This window comes from Pantoea cypripedii (genome assembly GCF_011395035.1).
Taxonomy (GTDB): Bacteria; Pseudomonadota; Gammaproteobacteria; order Enterobacterales; family Enterobacteriaceae; genus Pantoea; species Pantoea cypripedii_A.
On the sequence record NZ_CP024770.1, the window covers coordinates 1,113,765 to 1,129,439 of the forward strand.

The window sequence follows — 15,675 nt, forward strand, 5'->3', positions numbered from 1 at the left end:
CTTTTGATTATTGACCTTGCGGTGAGAATGCAGCTGTTCATCTAAGGACGATTATTTCAGGAGAGCGAGCACATGCGGAAATGATCGCGCCTTCGGCGTGGCCCTGTGGTGCTATCTGCTGGTTCGTTCTCCCCCAGACTGTAATCCCAAAATTTCACTTTCACCATGTTGTCGCAAATCCGCTTCTAAGCTTGCTATGCAGTTTTTTTGGCCTCAAGGCAGCCACAGATTGTGGCTCTATGCGAAGATATATTCTTCGTTGAATCGACAGATTAGAGATGAGGGACGACTTCGATCGTTTAAGCGGAAAAATTACATTGTAGTGAACGAATGGGTAAAATATGTAGAGTGGACAAAAGCATATTCGTAACCACCAATGAAAAACGTTTATGTGCCAGCCGAAGTTGGGCCACTCGTCAATATATCTACCGAATGCCAATCCGGACTTTCTTTAATTACATCGATCAAGGCGCGTAATCCAGGTGGCATGTGACGGTTGTTTGGGAAATAAATGAATAGTCCGGAAATGACCGGGCACCAATCTTTTAGTACAGGGATCAAGCGGCCCGCATTCAAGAGGTCACTGGCATAAAATTCTGGAACATAGGCAATACCAAGACCATCCGCTGCAGCTTGGACCATAAGATGATTACTGTTCAATGTCAGTACGCCAGGCACATCGATGTTTACCTCTTCGTCGTGCTTCATAAACTCCCAGCGGTATCGCTTTCCGCTGGGCAAACGCTGTCTGATACAGCGGTGCTGGTGAAGGTCATCAGGTACCTGGGGGGCAGTAAATTGATCCAAATAATTGGGGGACGCAACGGCTAAAAAGCGCACGTCTGGTCCAAGCCGTACTGCCACCATATCCTTCGGGATGGCGTCGCCAAAGCGAACTCCTGCATCAAATCCGCGTTCGACAATATCGATTAGTTGTCCTTCTGCAACTAATTCCAACTCTACGTCAGGGTAAAGATGGTGAAAACGAGGAACGATAGTTTGTAGCAATAGGCCAATAGCTCCTTCAGTAGCATTTATCCTGACTACTCCGCTAGGGTTGCCGCGTGTTGCTGCGACCTCACTTAACACGCTGTCGAGGTTGCTCAATGCAGGTATAAGACTTGCCAAGAGCCGCTCACCATCTTGCGTTAGAGAAACGCTCCGAGTCGTTCGATTCAAAAGGCGAGTACCCAGATTGTTTTCCAGTGCTCGCATGGCGTGGCTTAGGGCTGAATGAGAAACACCTAGTAGGTCAGCCGCACGCCGGAAATTAAGGTGTGTGGCTACCGCGATGAAGGCGTTTAGATCGTTTAGAGTTGGTTGTTTCATTGGTCTATTTTACTAACCAACCCATGCAAATAAAAGATATATATAGAACCAATGGTCAGGTCTAACATGTCTACTTCACAGACATCGAGGCCAGAAAAATGACTAAGACTTGGTTTGTAACGGGAACATCGACAGGAATCGGCCTCCAGATAACAGAGCGGTTGCTGGAGCGGAAGGACAGGGTGGTTGCCACACTTCGGCGCGATGGTCCATTGGATGACCTGAAAGCCCGATACGGCGACCAGCTATACATCATCAAACTGGACCTCACCGACATTAATTCGATCCGAACCGGAGTCGAAGAAGCATTCAACGTTATGGGGCAAGTTGACACGGTAATCGCTAATGCTGGTTACGGTTTGTTTGGTGCTGCGGAAGAACTGAACGATTCTCAAATTACCAGGCAAATCGAAACCAACCTGACTGGGCAGATTCAGCTCATCAGGGCATTCCTTCCCCGCTTTCGAGACCAGGGGAGAGGGAGGATCGTCCAAATCTCATCGGCGGGAGGGCAAGCTACCTACCCGGCCTTCAGCGTCTACCACGCTACAAAGTGGGGGATAGAGGGATTCGTCGAATCGGTTGCCAAAGAAGTTGCGACATTTGGCATTGATTTCATCATTGTAGAACCAGGTCCAACCCGAACAAATTTCAGTTTAAGTATAGATAGGGCGATGCCGATGGCTTGCTATGAAGAAACCCCAGTGGGAATGTTTAGGCAAGCCGCCGTGACGGGCAATTTTGCGGAATACGGGAATCTGGGGAAGACGGTTGACGTGATGATTGCAGTGATGGACTCGGAAAAACCGCCATTTCGTTTGGTGTTGGGTCGTGGGGCCTATGAGGACATGCGAAAAGCGCTCCTCGATAGGCTAAAAGTATTGGAGCCTCAAAGGGATAGGGCGTCCTCCGTCATGGAATAAGGGATCATGAGTCGAAACCAGGCTTCGACGCTAGCCTTTTGTATCCGAGGAAGGCGTTGAAGATCCTCCGCATCAGATTTCAATACATAGTTAGTTCGATAGGTGCGTCGTATGAAAATATTAAGATTCGATCTTTCCATTCTTTCTATTGGTCTCATTTTTCTTGCCACATCTGCTGAAGCGCAGGCTCCTAATAAGGTATTGGGGACTTGGCGGATGATCTCTGCACAACTTGATCCGGACGGACGGAATCTGGCCGCTTATGGACCGGCACCAAAAAGCCTTATGGTGTTCACGCCCGATATGCACGTCATTGAAGTGATGACCGACTCCACTGTACCGAAATTTGCATCCAATGCACGTGGCTATGGTACGGCGAAAGAGAATCAAGCGGCTATGGCAGGGGGAATCGGTTGGTTCGGTACGTACATGGTCGATGAAAATGGCGACCTGGAAGGTGACCGGGTCGAAGGTTCGACCTTCCCAAATTGGGTAGGTGATGTGCGTACGCGCGAAGATATTCAATTCGTTGTAGATGGTGATCGCATTTTGGAGACTTTCGTTAGACCGGAGGGGACAAAAATTGCCATCACGTGGCAGCGGATCACCCTTGGTAAACCAAGCTCCGCTGAGTAGCCTACACGAGAGTGAATGCGCTGCGAGCCAGAGCGTCAGCGTTTGATGTGGTCTTCCGCGATGTCATGTGCTGGTGTAACGATCAGGGAACTTCCACGCGTGGAGGGGCTGTCGCTCATTCTTGACCTACGCTTAGTGCAGTGCTAGCTGTGACACCTCAATCTCTGCAGCAGAAGATCAATCATCAGTCGTGGCGTGTAGTTGATTCCATCTTCCCTGATGCCATAGATGCGTCAAGTAACTGCTTCCAAAAAGGTAGTAAACGGTAGATGGAATGGATATGGAGTGGTGTAAAACTTCCGCTGTCGCATTGCATGATGTTGGCGAGGCTATTCTTCGTCACGAGCAAGTCCATGAGCACATCAATCCACTGATGCAGGGCATCAACAGCCCGACGATCCAAACGCCATGCAGAACCGGCAAGACCAGAAGTTTGTGCTCTAGAAAACCGGAAACACTGAAATGCTGCAAATGCCAATTTCGCCGTATCAGGTGATGGCCAGAATCGTGATCGCGGCGGCACTGGTGACGGGTATCAAGTCCGACCTGCCTGGCGACATGATCGGCACAGTGAGCGAACGTATGGCACGGCGACGGGCAACTATATGCTGATTCCACTGAGGTCGTCCATCTTCGGTAAATACAACAATCAGGTCGCCTACGGGCCAAGCCACCTGAAAGTGGTGTGGAATCGCATCATCCTGCCGGACACGTCTTAGCTGGTGCTCGACAATCTGGCCGGCACCGACCCGGCCGCGCCGGAAAGCTGCCAGGACGGTGATCGCGTCATCATGGCCAGTACTAGCAATGTAAACAGCGTGGACAACCCTCGTCCTGGCAGTGAGGAGGATGTATGCAATCCGACGCAGGCATATCCTGCAAGCAAGCTTGCGGCAGAGAAAGGTCTGCGCGAGAGTGGATTGAACTGGTCGATTCTTCGGTACTGCTTCGTCTATGGTGATCATGATGGGCATCTCGAATCGTTGCCTCAATTGGCGACCAACGCCAAGCTCCATCCGGCTCAAACATTGAGCATGATCCACCATCGAGACATTGCTGCAGCTATGAATATTGCTCTCACTGGCGAGTGGGATCGTCAAGTTGTCAATCTCACCGACGAAGCTCCAACCTCGCTCTACGAATTGGCTGCACTGGTCGGCGAAAAGATGGAGTCGTCATCTGAGCCTCTAGCGAATCACTGGCGGCTTCATGCGGATGGCTCGTTGGCACGTCGCCTTGGGTTTAAGCCGAGTGTGAGGACTGTCTACAAGACCGTTGAAGAAGGATTGCTGTGAAGTAATCTGGCACGTCGAATATTGTGCACCTTGTATATGGCGATAGATGAATTCATTGTAGTTAAATGAAATAAATCTTAAGGCGCAACTGATTTGTTCTCAATCATTTAGCGTGTCATCGCAAGAGGCGAAGTTTCGCCAGTATGGTCGCAGCTTGATGTGCGCGTGGTCGACCTCGATTTCTCTGCTAATGAGAGCAGCTACGGAATTGCGGCCAAACCTGAATACGCCGGGCATCGCTCGGCCACGCTCGTTAGCGGACGGTAGCGATTCAACGGTGGCGAAGAGTTTAGCCTGGTGCCCTTGAGTCCGGTACTCGAATAGCCGAAAAGCGGCTGAGACAGTACCTTACCGCTACGATGGGCGCCGGCGCTTCTTGGGAGATGGACCAGCGCCCCGAGCTATGCGTATGAGCGAATCACGGGATATTGTGGGGTTACTTACCAACTGCTTTGGAAAAGACGTCGATGGGCTTCGTCTTGGCTTGGACCGGGATCGTGCCGGGCCGGCCGAAATCGATCCAGCCAGAATTGAACCCATCCTGCATTTCCGCCCACTGGTCTACGTGGTCGGTAGATAGACCCATGGCCTGCAGTGTCTGCTTCCAGTATTCCTTAGGGATAGGCTTCGCTTTTACGGGCTTGGAGAGTGCTTCAGCCATCGCGCAAGCTAGGTCGTCAGGGCTGTAGGGAGATCCAAGCTCTATGATCGTCCTGCCACTCCAACCCTCGATGAGCAAACGCGCCACCTCGTGACCGATATCCTCGGATGCCACCATCGGCACAGGCCTATCAGTGGGTTGCAGAAAGGTATCGAAATAACCCGTGGTGGCTGCGCGCTCTAGGCTCGGAACATAGTTTTCGAGGAATGACCCGGCGCGAACAGTAGCAATGGGAATCGGTATCGTAGCAAGGGCTTCTTCGAGCAGATGGGTCTGCATAATATTGCCGAGCCCACTTGGTTGTTCCGAGCCTATCGACGAGAGGATTACCACTCGTGGAACATCGGTCGAGGCCAAAGCGGCACTCAGGCTGCCATTGATCGCTTTCGCCTCCGGGAATTCAGAGGTGACGCCAAAAGGTGTGGGTTGCATCAGGAATGCCCCGTCAACACCATTCAGACACCTCTTGACCGCATTCACGTCGGTCAAGTCTCCCTGGACCACTTCAACTCCCAAGCGCGACCATTCTTCAGCTCTCTGTAGGTCTCTTGCCAGGGCGCGCACAGATTTTCCCCGGCTCAGAAGCGACCGCGCGGCAGCGCCGCCAACTTTTCCCGTGATTCCAGATATGAAAAACATAGCCTCTCTCCAGTGCAGTTGATGAAAAATTAGTTACTCTTCGACAAGCGCTCCAGCAATTCGTCGAGGAGTGCCACTTCGCCTTTGGTAAGAACGTTCACCTGCCCCAGGCCCGCTCTTAGAGCGGCTGCTGACGTCTGTTGAGTTGTTGGACCGCTGCCTGTTACGTCTGTCGTGACGGCATGAATGATGGCGTCTTGCAGCTCCCTGGAGATATCGCCGCCTTCGGACTTCTTGTCGGCGATGAGCATCATGGTCAACCCAACACACGAAGCCCGGATCATCGCGACTGCCTGCTCTTCACTGGTTCTCAGTCGTCCCGCCGTAGCCACCGCGCGCACGATCTTGCGAAAGAAGCGTAATCCTTCCGCTACAGCGGGTGACTGCGGATAGGCGCTCATGATCGAGAACAGGCCCGGATTCGCGAGTCCGAATGCCACGTGGTTGTCCCAGCTTGCCCGCAGCTCTTGAACTGGGTCGGGATGTGGGGTGCGAGCTGCCTTGGCGGCCACATAGGTTGCAATACCGTGTTCTACAACGGCGTCGAGCAGACCTTGTTTGTCTCCAAATAGCCGGTAGATGGTTGGCACCTGAACAGCAGCAGCGGCAGCAACAGCTCTCGTTGTCACTGCTTCTGGTCCGTCAGCTTGGGTGAGGGCCAGCGCGGCATCGAGTATCCGCGCGCGATGTGGTCGCGCGGCTTCATCAGAGTCGGTTTGCATTTCGGTTCCTTAGAGCGGAGTCAAGGCACGCTCGCCTTGACCTCTCGATGTTATCGATGATAACATATATTCGATATCATCGATAGGATTAACGCACGCCGTTGTTCTATCCACCTGCAAACCCCTCAAGCCCGCTGGCGTCGATGCGGGGCAATCACACTGGCGTTCGCATGCCAGATCTTCAGTCCGCGTTGGCTTGGTATCGAGGAGATGCTCGACTTTCGACTGACCGGGAAGACTGAGGGTGCCGGCTTGACGTGGGCCTTCCTTGCTCCGGAGAACAACGACAGTTTCCAGATTGAGCTCGCAGCAGGTCCCGGAGCTGTGGTTCGCCAAGGTGGGCTGCAACTCAAAGACAGTCTTGGGCTTCATGGCTGGCACCATATCTGTATGAGAGTCGATAATGTTGATGAGGCCTCCGCCGAACTCAAACGCCGGGGCGCGGTCGATGGTGAAATAACTAATTGGAAATGATGCCATGGGCTTTCTGAACTTGTTGGATGTTGCAAATCTTGTTGCGGTCGTAGACGCTGGTGGATTCAGAATGGCAGCGCAAGTACGTGGGATTAGCAGTTCAACTTTAAGTGATTCGATTCGCCGGCTAGAGTCTGATATCGGAGTGCGCTTATTGAATCGGACCACTCGAAGTATCAGCTTGACTGAGGCCGGTATCCGCCTGCTGAGCCGTCTGAAGCCAGCGCTGACAGAGATTGAGGCGGCATTCAATGAATTACAAGACGGGGCTGATCGCCCCGTAGGGACGCTGCGTTTAAATGTTCCAGTTCCCGTGGCTAGATATGTTTTGCCAGATCTGTTGCCGGATTTTATCGAGAGATTCCCCGGTGTGCGTATTGATGTAGTTATGGAAGATGATTTTTCAGATGTGATAGGGCGTGGGTTTGATGCTGGTGTTCGCTATGGCGAAAACATTGAACTAGATATGATCGCTATACCGATCGGCCCGCGCCATCAGAGGTTTGTTGCTGCGGCATCGAGTAATTATCTTGATAAATTTGGAATCCCTGATAATCCTTCGGATCTTGCGCGGCATAGACTGATTGGCCACCGATTTCCGAATGGATCGATTTGGACATGGGCGTTGGAGCGGGAAGGAGTAAGAGTAAAGGTGGCGCCAGACGGATTCCTGATTTCAAGTTCTGTTGATCTTCAGCTCGCGAGTGCTGCCGCCGGGGCGGGAATAATCTATACATTTGAGGATTTTGTCGCCCCTTATCTGAAATCGGGAATGCTTACGCCAGTTTTAGAAACCTGGTGGCAGGAATTCGACGGGCCGTTTCTCTACTACCATGGCCGTAGGCAAATGCCACCGCCACTTAGGGCCTTTGTCGATTTCCTGAAAGAAAAGAATGCTGGGCGGTCTGATCCACCAGCTCTCCCATGAGGCGGCTGGAGTCTGCCGTCACTCAATCAAATACGCCTACGAGGCAATTGTCCGGCATGCCGGACAACCTGCTCGCGATAGGGCCGTTTATCATTTGCTTAACTCTTACTAAGATTCTCTGGTCGTTCGTCGGCATGTCGGACTTCGTGTAGAGCCCTAAAACGTATGAGTGCGGCGCTGTTTCTCTCATATTGAGATCGCGGTAATGGGGTCATTCTTGGTGATAAAACGGGAGTTAGTATGATCAGTGTCGGTAAGCGTGTGGCGATTGTCACTGGAGCATCCAGAGGTATCGGCAGGGCGGTAGCGGAGCGTCTGGCGAAAGATGGGTTTGCGGTCATCGTAAATTACACAGAATCAAAATCGGCTGCTGAAGACGTAGCAAAAGAAATTATTGATTCTGGTGCAATGGCAAAGGCCTTCAGGGCTGACGTGTCTGAGCCCAATCAGGTTACAGCAATGTTCGACTTCGCGGAGGATGAATTCGGTCGATCTGATATCGCTGTTAATTGTGCTGGCATCATGATGCTAAAGCCTTTATCAGAATTCGATATCGCTGACTTTGATCGAATGCATGCCATTAACGTCCGTGGAACATTCCTCGTTTCGCAGCAAGCGGCTAAGAGGCTGCAAAACGGCGGCGCGATCATAAATATTTCGACCTCAGCAGAGCGACAAGCTCTACCAGGTTACGGCCCCTATGCGATGACGAAAGGCGCTGTTGAAGCACTGAATCTTGTACTCGCTCGTGAACTGAAAGGGCGAGACATTACGGTTAATTCGGTTGGGCCGGGTCCCACTGCGACAGAGCTCTTTCTGAAAGATAAAAGTGAAGGGTTGATCGCTGCTATTGGGAGCCTCAACCCTTTCAATAGAATTGGGCAGCCACAAGAGATCGCTGAAGTTGTTTCGTTTCTAGCTGGGCCTGCACGGTGGGTGAATGGCCAGGCGATATATGTCAACGGTGGAATGAATTGATCTCAAATGACGACTCGTAATTAGTTGAGTCGTCATTGAATCAAATTTCGACTTATTTAGTCGTACCTGAACAATCCGGAGAGCCTTTTGCAGCAGGGGTTTGAAGCGGAAAGATGTTGATGCATTTGCAGGAACCCGGCAAATTGTGAGGAGTTTACTGCAAATTCTGTCGAGGTCTGGATGGGTCCGAAGACAGCGGTGAGCGAAGGCGATTTGTTCCGGCATCCTCTTCGCGAGCAGGTCAACATGAAGCATCCGCTGGTGCGACTGGACGATCTGATCAATTGGGGTTAATTAGTCGCGTTGATGAGCGCGAGCATTGTTTCACGCAAGGGTCGGACTGATTGTTGGCGTGTTGTATCTCCAGCATGCGTTCGATCTGTCGAGCGAGTAAGTGGTCTGGCAATGGGTGGAAAACCCGTATTGACAGGTCTTCACCGGCGAGAGATATATGCAGACTGAGCTCCCGATCCATACGTCGAGCCTGACATGCAGGCGTAAGTGCTTGGACGAAGCTGGCGTTGAAGAACTGCTGGCCGAGACGATCGAAGCGAGTAATCGTCGACACGACGGTCATGCAAAAGGAGATCGTCCATCCAACCGACTCGCGCCTGCTCGAGCGGTGCCGCGAGCATCCGATGAAGGCCGCGGTGCGACACGGATTGAAGCTGCGGCAGAACTACAACCACGAGGCGCCGCACGTGGCACGTCAGCTTGAGAAAATGTAGTCAAGGCTCAATCTCCAGCTCGACGCCATGACGATACGACGCCGAACCGTCGAACATGTGTTCGGCACGCTCAAACAATGGATGGGTTCAACCCACGTTCAGAAGCGCCGTTTGGGCCATGTCGTGGCGGAAATGAGTTTGCATGTGCTGACATATAACCTCAAGCGAGTCATCAAGATTCTCGGGTTCGCAAAGACTATGCGCGTAATGAAACTGGCAGCGCGTGAACTCGCGCGCCAACGTTGTTCATTGAGGATATCTTGATCACGTCATCCGTTCGCGTCTCGGTCCAACGAAATCGAACGCCCGACAGGACGTCACCAACTGGGCGTTCTACGCGTTTTTACACGGCCTCGGCCGATAGGGGACTGCCCTCCTATAACTCCGACAGTCCTGATGCGCATCTGCGCAGCATGCCTTTGAGCCATCTGCAAAAATCTCTTCCGGCCTGTACCTGCTGAGTCTGGGAGTTCAAGTAGGCCCAATACGTGGCACCCGACATAATCCGGTGTTCGTCCAGAATGACCAATGTTCCCGCACGCAGCTGATCGAGCACCAGCAGGTAAGGCACAACAAAAAATCCCGTGCCTCCGATGGCTGCAGCCACGGCTAGGAATATGTGGTCATACATGGCGCCCACCTGCAAGCGATCCGGCGCGATGTCGCGAGCGACTGCCCAAGAGGCTAGGATGTCTGGCCTGGATTTGGCTGCAATCATCGGCCATCGATGCGGCGGCTGGGATCGGTGCTGCTGCACCAACTGGGGCGAACCGACACAGACCAACTCTTCCTGTAGCAGCTCCCAACACTCACTGTTGGGCATGGCCAGATCCCGCGTGATCAACACATCGAACTCGTCGCGTGGCAACGGCGGTGACAGCGAAGTTATCAAGTCCACCCTCATCGGTGACTGGGACATGAACGATCCCAGCATCGGCACAACCACCGTCATCGCAAAGCTGGGCATCGACGTCCGCACCATTAGTCGGCCGTGACTTTCCTCCCTCTGAAACATCTGCCGGGTGGCCAATTCGATGGTCGCCATCGAGTCTTTCACTGCGTCGTAGTACTGAGAACCGGCAGGCGTCAGGGCGATAGACGCTCCCCGGCGTTCGAACAAGGCGGTCCCAGCCGCCTTCTCCAAAGTAGCGACATGCCGGCTGACAGCACTTTGCGTGATACCCAATGCGGCGGCGGCGCGCGTAAAGCTTCCCTGACGGCCGATCGTCACGAAGGCGCGAATTGCAACAAGCGGGATCTCTGATGGCCTATACATGATTAAAACTCATGATGATATGCACTCTAGGTAATGAGGGAGGTTTCTTGTCATTCAACGGTAATAGTACATTGAAAACATCAATGCCCTAACTGATTCACACCAATGAAAGGCAAAATCATGTGGAAGCACTGCAGTCTATTATCTGTTTTACTCATGATGAGCGTAATCACGCCACAGCCAGCGGTAGCAGGCGAAGTGGTCTTATACTCATCGAACAACGTCGAGACCGTCAACCGCGTCATTGACCTTTTCAACAAAGAGAATCCTGACGTTCGGGTTTCCGTCGTACGCGCCGGCACCGGTGCGCTCATGCAGCGCATCAAGGCCGAAAGCGCCAATCCCCTTGGCGATATCTTCTGGTCGGGCGGCCTCGCTACCATGGCCGAGTTCAAACCCCAGTTCGAATCTTATTCATCCCGCCAGGCAAGCACCGTTCCCGCAGCGTATCGCGGCCCCGATGGCCTCTGGCTGGGAACCAACGTTCACATCAACGTGCTGATGGTCAACACCCGCCAGCTGGGAGGCGTCAAGGCGCCGCAAAGCTGGGCCGAACTGGCCGATCCGAAGTGGAAAGGACGACTGGTCATTCCTGACCCCGAGCGCACCAGCGCATCGTACGTCGCCCTGTATGGTCTGCAAAAGACCCTGGGAACCGAACTCATGACGCGCATCGTGCGCAACGCCACCATCGTCGGCACCACGTCTGCCGCCTACGACGGCGTGGCAAAGGGCGAGTTCGCCATCGCGCTGACCATGGAATACGCGGCCTATGAATATGTCGCCGGCGGCCTCAAGGAGATCAAGCTGGTCTATCCAAGCGAAGGAACCTTTGTTTCGGTAGAAGGCATGGCCTTGATCAAAGGCGGCAAGCATCCGGCCGAAGCACGCAAGCTCTACGAATTCCTCGCTTCAAAGAACGTTCAAGTCGACATTTTCAAGTCCGCCTATCGTCGCCCTCTGCGCTCAGACATTGATGTGAGCAAGCTCTCCACGCTGCCTGCCATCAAGTCCGTCAAAGTGGTTCCCCTCGATGATGGCCAGATGGCCCAGGACCGCGCCGCGTTCATTGCGCAGTGGCGGCAGATCATTGCTGACCGTTGATTGAGAGAAGTAGAGGAGATGTAGCCATGCAGGTCTCATTTGAAAATATTGATCAGAGTTACGGCAAGCAGTCTCTGTTCAGCGGGCTGAACTTGATGATCCCCAGCGGCAAGCTGTTCACCTTGCTGGGCCCTTCCGGATGCGGAAAAACCAGCCTGCTAAGAATGCTGGCCGGATTCGTCCGGCCCGATGGCGGGCGAATCCTGTTTGGCGGCAGCGATGTCACCGCGATACCGGTGCATCGCCGCGGGGTCGGCATGGTATTCCAGGACTATGCTTTGTTCCCCGATCGTTCGATTCTGGCCAATGTCTGCTACGGTCTTTCGGCGCGGGGTATGCCCAAAGAGCAGGCAATTGATCGCGCAATGGCCATGCTCAAGCGAGTTGGACTGGCGGCATTCGCCGACCGTGCACCGATGGCCTTGTCGGGCGGACAGCGTCAGCGTGTGGCCATGGCGCGTGCACTTGTGATCGAACCTAAGCTGCTGCTGTTGGACGAGCCTTTGTCTGCCCTCGACGTGAAGTTGCGAGTCGAACTTCGAGGGATGATCAGGGATCTTCAGCAGGAGGCCGGTATCACCACAGTATTCGTGACACATGATCAGGAAGAAGCATTGGCCATGTCTGACCTGATCGCGGTGATGGACCGGGGGCGCGTCGTGCAGCTGGGTGCTCCGCTGGAAATATACAGCCGGCCGTGCAATACGTTCGTCGCAGACTTCGTCGGCAGCGCGAACCTGATCGAGGTGTCGCGCGAATTGCCCGCCGCCGGCGGCCTGCGCCGACTGATGTGTACTGGCGGTGTGCTGCTGACCGATAGCGCCGTGCCGTTCCAGCCCGGTGTCAGGCTGGCAGTTCGCAGTGAAGAAATTCATTTTGCCGAAACCGGCGCCCCGCAAGACGGACAGGTCGCAGGCATTGTCGACCATGTCGAGTTTCGCGGCGGCCAGACCAGCTACACGGTCAAGACGGAGACCGGGGTCATCACGGTGACGGCAAGCGGCGGGAACCGGCAGCGCATACGGGAGCGTGGAGAGAAGGTGCTCCTGCAATTACCCAGCGATGCGCATCTGGTGGAGGCGTCATGATTGCAGGAAAACTCAGGCGCGACCCGGCATGGATGGCTGCTGCGCTGCTCTCGATCGGCTTGTTGTCGATCTTCCTGGTCTGGCCCCTGATCACCATGCTGGGGAAATCCTTTGTCGGCGCCGACGGCCGGTGGGGAATGAGCGGTTACGTTCGCTTCTTCTCCGAGCCGTCCTATCGAGATGTCTTCTTCAATACGCTGATTCTGGGTGCAGCCGTCACGGCATGTTCCATGATCGTCGGTGGCGGACTCGCCATGGTTGTGGCGCGCTGCAAATTCCCATTTGCCGGTCTGCTGGCTTTCCTGCCGCTGATGACTATGGTCAATCCAGATGTCGTCGTGGCGGCGTCATGGGTGCTGGTGCTGGGCAAGCAAGGCTTGGTCAACAACTGGCTGGCGCCGTTCGGGGTCGAGCTGCCGTCGCTCTATTCCTGGTGGGGATTGGTGTTCGTGATGACGCTCAACAATTATGTCTATGCGTTTGTCGCGGTGCTGGTGGGCCTCAAGTCCATGGACCGTAACCTTGAAGAAGCGGCCTTGAGCCTGGGGCGTCCGCTCGCTCGCGTTCTGACGGGCGTCACATTGCCATTGCTCCTGCCCTCGCTGTTTGCAGGGGTACTGATTGTCTTCACCCACGTCATCGGCAGTTTCGGGGTACCTGCCATTCTCGGCGCGCGTACCCCTGTGCTGGCAGTCAAGGCGTACAACGAATTCGTCAGCGAAATGGGCGGCAGTCCCCAGATGCAGACCACCATGGCCTCCATTCTGGTCTACCTCGGCGCCGGCCTGCTGTTGCTGCAGAAGTTCGTCGTGGAGCGCCGCCAGTTCCAGATGGAGTCGGGACGGCAGCCCGCGGCAGTGCCGCTGTCCGGTGCCGGATCGATGCTGGCGGCTGGATGCGTGGTGCTGGTGGTGGCGCTTTCACTGCTGCCTACGGCTGTGGTGTTCGTGACCTCGGTGACGCCGTCGGTAGGACCTGTCCTGCTCTATGGCGGCTTCACGCTGGACCATCTTCACTACGCACTGGTGCATGCTCCCGGTCCGCTGTACAACTCTCTTTTCCTGTCCACCATTGCCACCGCGGCAGGCGTTGTCTTTTCCATCGGCGCGGCCTATTTGATCGTCAAGCGGCGTTCGTTGATCACCCACCTACTGGACGTCATGGTCACATTGCCGCTCACGATTGCCGGCACCGTTCTCGGTATCGCCCTGATCAATTCCTTCAACACCGGAACGCTGACCCTGACCGGGAGCTGGCTAATTATGGCGCTGGCGTATTTCCTGCGCCGGGTACCCAGCGGCGTGCGCTCTGCGACAGGTCCGCTGCACAGTCTCAAGGACTCCATTGAAGAGGCTTCGATGAGCCTGGGCGTGGGAGCACTGCGAAGCTTCGTGCGCGTCGTGCTGCCCGTCATCGCTCCTTCAGTCGCCTCCGCCGCGGTGCTGATCTGGGTGACCACACTGTCCGAGCTGTCGGCCACGGTCGTGCTCTATTTCGGCGGCATGAGCACCATGCCGATCGAGATCTTCCAACAGGTCGACAGCGGCCGACTGGCCTTGGCCTGTGCCTACAGCGTGCTGCTGCTGCTGGCCATCTTCATACCACTGGCGCTGGCGCGCTGGGTTTTCCGTCTCAACGTAGGAACTGTCGAATGAACGATACTGCAAATAAAACTGGCCAATTCCTGGCCACTCGCGTGCTGGGCGCCAAGCCGTCAGCCACAAAGGAAATGACCCGGCTGGCCAACCAGCTCAAGGCCCAGGGACGGGATGTGATTACACTCAGCCAGGGCGAACCGGACTTTCCCACGCCTGAACATGTCCGCGAGGCGGGCAAGGCGGCCATCGATCGCAACGAGTCATGTTATACGGACGTCGCGGGTACATTGGCATTGCGCGAGGCTGTTTGTCGCAAGTTCGAGCGCGACAACGGATTGCGCTACACCCCGGAACAGATCCAGGTCGGATGCGGTGCGAAGCAGCTGTTGTACAACGCGCTGCAAGCCACTATTAATGAGGGTGATGAAGTCGTCATTCCAACGCCTGCTTGGGTTTCCTATCCGGAAATGGTTCTGCTGGCGAGAGGATTGCCGGTCATCGTCCGCTGCAATGCGGCCAGCGGCTTCAAGATCACCCCACGGCAACTGGAAGAGGCCATCACGCCACGCACCAAGTGGCTTGTGCTGAACTCTCCCTCCAATCCCAGCGGCGCAATCTATAGCGCCGAGGAACTGGCGGGGCTGGCCGAAGTGCTTCTGCGTTATCCACATGTGTGGGTGATGGCAGACGACATCTACGAAAAGATCCGCTACCAGGACACGCCGTTTGCGACCCCGGCCGCCGTCACGCCGGAACTGGCCGCCCGTATACTGACCATCAATGGCGTCTCCAAAGCTTATGCCATGACTGGATGGCGGGTCGGCTTCGGTGCCGGCCCATTAGAATTGATCAAGGCCATGAACCTAGTGCAGTCGCAGTCGACCTCACATACCAGCTCGATCAGCCAGGCGGCCTCGATCGCTGCGCTGGACGGCCCGATGGATTTCCTGCCTGGTTTTGTCGAGGCCTTTCGCCAACGCCGCGATCAAGTGGTCGGCGATCTGTGCCGCATTGACGGCATCACTTGCGATCTGCCGCCAGGTGCGTTCTATGCCTTCCCGGGATGCCTGGGTCTGCTGGGGCGCAGGGATCCGGCCGGCAACCTGATCTCCTCCGATAGCGAACTGGCGCTCTACCTGTTGCGAGAATGCGGCGTTGCGGTGGTACCCGGTACCGCTTTCGAGCTTCCCGGACATTTCCGGGTTTCTTATGCCGCCTCCGACGACGAACTCAGGGTGGCCAAGGCGCGTATCGCCGAAGCCTGCGCGCGACTGCAATGACAAAAGTGAAAACGAT

Annotated in this window: 13 protein-coding genes and 3 pseudogenes; 11 read left to right on the plus strand and 5 right to left on the minus strand. The window is 54.9% G+C overall.

Annotated elements, in window-relative coordinates; genetic code table 11:
• Positions 1–387: 387 nt before the first annotated feature.
• Positions 388–1,329 carry a LysR family transcriptional regulator gene (locus tag CUN67_RS28540; RefSeq protein WP_208718870.1) on the minus strand — a complete coding sequence of 314 codons (942 nt, stop codon included), beginning with the start codon at positions 1,327–1,329 and terminating at the stop codon, positions 388–390.
• Between the two features lie 98 nt (positions 1,330–1,427).
• Here CUN67_RS28540 and CUN67_RS28545 point away from each other — a divergent pair, with 98 nt between their 5' ends.
• The 3 genes and pseudogenes from CUN67_RS28545 to CUN67_RS30800 form a co-directional block, all read left to right on the plus strand.
• On the plus strand, positions 1,428–2,252 hold the full coding sequence (locus CUN67_RS28545) for an SDR family oxidoreductase (RefSeq protein ID WP_208718872.1): 825 nt from the start codon (positions 1,428–1,430) through the stop codon (positions 2,250–2,252).
• A gap of 111 nt (positions 2,253–2,363) precedes the next feature.
• Positions 2,364–2,888, plus strand: coding sequence for a lipocalin-like domain-containing protein (locus CUN67_RS28550; RefSeq protein ID WP_208718874.1), 525 nt, complete (start codon positions 2,364–2,366; stop codon positions 2,886–2,888).
• 387 nt (positions 2,889–3,275) lie between these two features.
• Positions 3,276–4,183, plus strand: a pseudogene (locus CUN67_RS30800) (TrbI/VirB10 family protein); the annotation flags it as partial.
• A 436-nt stretch (positions 4,184–4,619) separates the two neighbouring features.
• On the opposite strand, the gene CUN67_RS28565 reads toward CUN67_RS30800, so the two are convergent.
• From CUN67_RS28565 to CUN67_RS30805, 3 genes are read right to left on the minus strand one after another with little or no spacing between them, the layout of a single operon-like run.
• Positions 4,620–5,483: an NmrA family NAD(P)-binding protein gene (locus CUN67_RS28565; protein WP_208718876.1), complete on the minus strand. Its 864-nt coding sequence runs from the start codon at positions 5,481–5,483 to the stop codon at positions 4,620–4,622.
• Between the two features lie 29 nt (positions 5,484–5,512).
• Positions 5,513–6,205: a TetR/AcrR family transcriptional regulator gene (locus tag CUN67_RS28570; RefSeq protein ID WP_208718878.1), complete on the minus strand. Its 693-nt coding sequence runs from the start codon at positions 6,203–6,205 to the stop codon at positions 5,513–5,515.
• 9 nt (positions 6,206–6,214) lie between these two features.
• A complete protein-coding gene (locus CUN67_RS30805; RefSeq protein WP_208718880.1) occupies positions 6,215–6,685 on the minus strand; it encodes a hypothetical protein in 471 nt (156 codons plus the stop codon).
• Between CUN67_RS30805 and CUN67_RS28580 the strand changes: the two genes are divergently transcribed.
• From CUN67_RS28580 to CUN67_RS28595, 4 genes and pseudogenes are all read left to right on the plus strand, one after another.
• Complete coding sequence (locus CUN67_RS28580; protein WP_208718882.1) at positions 6,684–7,607, plus strand: LysR family transcriptional regulator; 924 nt, start codon at positions 6,684–6,686, stop codon at positions 7,605–7,607. The two genes, CUN67_RS30805 and CUN67_RS28580, sit on opposite strands and share 2 nt — an antisense overlap.
• Before the next feature lie 240 nt (positions 7,608–7,847).
• Positions 7,848–8,585, plus strand: coding sequence for an SDR family oxidoreductase (locus CUN67_RS28585; protein WP_208718884.1), 738 nt, complete (start codon positions 7,848–7,850; stop codon positions 8,583–8,585).
• A gap of 180 nt (positions 8,586–8,765) precedes the next feature.
• Positions 8,766–9,301: pseudogene (locus CUN67_RS28590) on the plus strand (transposase); the annotation flags it as partial.
• Between the two features lie 15 nt (positions 9,302–9,316).
• Positions 9,317–9,577, plus strand: a pseudogene (locus CUN67_RS28595) (transposase); the annotation flags it as partial.
• Positions 9,578–9,689: 112 nt separating this feature from the next.
• On the opposite strand, the gene CUN67_RS28600 reads toward CUN67_RS28595, so the two are convergent.
• Positions 9,690–10,589 (minus strand): LysR family transcriptional regulator, encoded by a 900-nt coding sequence (locus CUN67_RS28600; protein WP_208718886.1) that lies wholly within the window; start codon positions 10,587–10,589, stop codon positions 9,690–9,692.
• A gap of 105 nt (positions 10,590–10,694) precedes the next feature.
• Here CUN67_RS28600 and CUN67_RS28605 point away from each other — a divergent pair, with 105 nt between their 5' ends.
• The 4 genes from CUN67_RS28605 to CUN67_RS28620 are packed head-to-tail and all read left to right on the plus strand — an operon-like array spanning position 10,695 to position 15,659.
• Complete coding sequence (locus tag CUN67_RS28605; RefSeq protein WP_254711448.1) at positions 10,695–11,693, plus strand: ABC transporter substrate-binding protein; 999 nt, start codon at positions 10,695–10,697, stop codon at positions 11,691–11,693.
• Positions 11,694–11,719: 26 nt separating this feature from the next.
• Positions 11,720–12,781, plus strand: a complete 1,062-nt coding sequence (locus CUN67_RS28610; protein ID WP_208718888.1) for an ABC transporter ATP-binding protein — start codon at positions 11,720–11,722, stop codon at positions 12,779–12,781.
• Positions 12,778–14,436, plus strand: coding sequence for an ABC transporter permease (locus CUN67_RS28615; RefSeq protein ID WP_208718890.1), 1,659 nt, complete (start codon positions 12,778–12,780; stop codon positions 14,434–14,436). The genes CUN67_RS28610 and CUN67_RS28615 overlap by 4 nt, the downstream gene beginning before the upstream one ends.
• Positions 14,433–15,659 (plus strand): pyridoxal phosphate-dependent aminotransferase, encoded by a 1,227-nt coding sequence (locus CUN67_RS28620; protein ID WP_208718892.1) that lies wholly within the window; start codon positions 14,433–14,435, stop codon positions 15,657–15,659. Before CUN67_RS28615 ends, CUN67_RS28620 begins: the two co-directional genes overlap by 4 nt.
• Positions 15,660–15,675 lie beyond the last annotated feature (16 nt).